The organism is Vogesella fluminis (genome assembly GCF_014652335.1).
GTDB classification, from domain to species: domain Bacteria; phylum Pseudomonadota; class Gammaproteobacteria; order Burkholderiales; family Chromobacteriaceae; genus Vogesella; species Vogesella fluminis.
On the sequence record NZ_BMYP01000087.1, the window covers coordinates 1 to 2,925 of the forward strand.

General features: G+C 52.2%; 2 protein-coding genes. Both read left to right on the forward strand.

Annotated features, from left to right (window positions below):
* Positions 1 to 252: 252 nt before the first annotated feature.
* Positions 253 to 714 carry a hypothetical protein gene (locus tag IE083_RS15435; protein WP_189354925.1) on the forward strand — a complete coding sequence of 154 codons (462 nt, stop codon included), beginning with the start codon at positions 253 to 255 and terminating at the stop codon, positions 712 to 714.
* Between the two features lie 199 nt (positions 715 to 913).
* Positions 914 to 2,925 (forward strand): calcium-binding protein (locus tag IE083_RS15980; protein ID WP_268245146.1); only part of this gene is annotated, 2,012 nt, incomplete at its 3' end.

Below are 2,925 nucleotides of genomic sequence, written 5' to 3' on the forward strand. Positions count from 1 at the left end.
AAAATTGCTGCCTGCGTCCTCGGGATGCGATTCCGGCAGACTTATGGGTAATGGAATGGGCATAGCGAGCACACTTTTTTGAAAGCCCTATTTTGATGCTTATTGGAGCAAGAGCAGGGCCCTATGGGCTGTTGTAAGGCAATGCATTAGAAAATGGCTTTCAAAAGGGAGGGTCTTCAATAATATCTATTTTTGGGTGGTGTCTTTTAATTGGTTGCAGTGAGGGGGGGGGGGGGGGGGTAAATGAAGTCGGTGAAGATTTTTAATGTAAGCCCACAGGTTTTTGTTTTTAATGTCTTTATTATGAATTTTATATTGACTGGGGTTGGGGTTGCTTTTTTTGTTTTTGGAAATGTTGTTATTTTTAATCAATGTGTTACTGATTATTTGTTGGAGTATCATATTTTATTTGCTGGCTTATTGGTTCTGATTGTGGATTTTTTTGTAATGGTATTTTACTCGATTTTTCATGGAAAAAAATGGGGTGGCAATAAGAAAATAGGTGGAATGCATGTTGTGATAGCTCTGGCTTTTACTATTTTGACCGCATCTCCAATTGTGTCTGTTTTTTTGAATTGTAAAACTAATTTTTTGGATAATGGAGTCGCTGTAGTTTTTGTGACAACGGTGCTTTTGGAACAGGCTTTTTTTATTTGCCTTTTTGCTCTATTTGTGGCTGTTTTAACTTCGTTTAGAGAAAATCATGAGCGATAATCAAACATTAACAAGTAATGTTGCTAATAGTGTCTCTGATGCTGTAGTGAAAGGTACATGGGGTGCCGGTACTTCGGTTGATGGGGGGCGTGTCTTTGGCGTGTCAGATGCTGCCACTATAGCAGGATACTTAGGCGAAATATCTCAAGGTAACTATAGAGATGCATTTGGTACTGCACTGAATTATAGTGCAGGTCTTATGGCTGGCGAATTTGTATCCGGGTTCCTGATTGGTCTTGGGGTCGGTGGGCCTGCCGGTGCAGTGGTTGGTGCAATTTTGGGGGCTGCTATAGGGTTTGGCTTGGACCAGTCTGAAGTAGTAAAAGATTGGGGTAGAGAATGGTACGATAAAATTAGGGAAGAGGATCAAAGCCTTCCTCCATGGGAGGATGCCGCACAAAATATTCCTAGAATCCAGGAAGAGAAAAAGAAGGTAAAAGATCTATTAAGACCAGATGGAAGTGGCATGTGGGATCCTCAAGCCGAAGCATGGCGAGACTTTACAAAGAACCTCAACCACAACGGAACTTACCGCGTCCAACGTTATGACCCCCTCACCCTCGATCTCGACGGTGACGGCATCGAAACGGTGGCCGAAAACAATCTCGCCGGCGCAGTATTCGACCTCAACGCCGATGGTATCCGCACCGCCAGCGGCTGGGTGAAGTCCGACGACGGCCTGCTGGTGCTCGACCGTAACGGCAACGGCACCATTGATGACGGCTCCGAACTGTTTGGCGACAGCACCGTACTGGCTTCGGGGCAGACCGCCGCCCACGGTTTCGCCGCGCTGGCAGATCTCGACGGCAACGGCGACGGCAAGGTCGATGCCAACGACACCCGCTTTGCCGAGCTGAAAGTCTGGCGCGACCTGAACGGCGACGGCGTCAGCTCCGCCAATGAACTGTTCACGCTCGATCAGGTGGGCGTGGCGGCGCTTAATACCGGGTTTACTAATACTAGCCAGACCCTCACCGGCAACAATGTGCTGGCACAGAGCGGCAGCTACCTCAAGACCGATGGCGGCACCGGGCAGATGGGCGACGTCAACCTGGTCAACGACAGCCTGTACAGCCACTACACTACTTCGATTACCCTCACCGACGAACAGAAGACACTGCCGACCCTGCAAGGTTATGGCCGCTTGCGCGAGCTGCGCGAAGCGGCGGCACTGTCGCCCGCGTTGGCCGAGGTGCTCACGCAATATGCCGCCGCTCAGACCAGAGCCGAGCAGCAGGCGCTGCTGGGCAAGCTGGTGGAAGAGTGGGCCAAGACCGATCCACAGTGGCGCGACCCGTCCGCCTTCGACCTGATCTCCAGCACTTGGATCGAAGACCCCAACTCCACCAACGTGATCAGGCTGACGCCGGGACAATCGGTATCAAGCCTGTATTTCGGCGGCATCAACATCTCGGAAATTGCCAAGCAGAAGCTGCAAATCCTCAATGCCTTCAGCGGCGAGCCGAACCAGACGGTCTACATCAACGACCCGGCCACCCTCACCAAGATTGAGGACGCGGTCAAACAACTGGAAAGCTCCGTCTACGACTCGCTACTCACCCAGACCCGGCTGAAGCCGTATCTGGATGCCATTGTGCTGAGCTTTGCCGAAGGCCAGCTGAAGCTGGATTTCAGCGGAGTGGAGCAACGGCTAGCCACAACACAAGAGAGCCGACCACAGAAAGCATTCGTCGATTTGGTTGAGCTGTACCGGCTGCAAGGCAGCAACCTGAAACAGCAAGGCTGGGCCACCTTGAGCGATCTGGTCGTGGCGTGGTCGCTTGCGGCAGATCAGCAAGGCTTGCTGGATAGCTATCTGGCGGAGTTGGGCCCGAGCTTCAAGACAAGCAGCACACTGAATGACCTGGTTTTTGGTTCTGCTTCGGCGGAGACAATCAGCGGGCAGGCTGGGGACGATATCGTTTTTGGAGCGTCGGGAAACGACACTCTAAATGGTGATGCTGGTAATGATCGGCTTTATGGTGGGGCGGATAGCGATACCCTCAGCGGTGGCGACGGCAACGACCGTCTCGACGGTGGGGTGGGCAATGACACCCTCAACGGCCAGAACGGCGACGATGTGCTCATTGCTGGTGATGGAGACGACATTCTCAATGGCGGGGCAGGTAATGACCGTCTTGATGGTGGGACCGGCAACGACACCCTGAATAGTGGCGGTGGTGTCGACCAGCTGTACGGCGGTGACGGCAA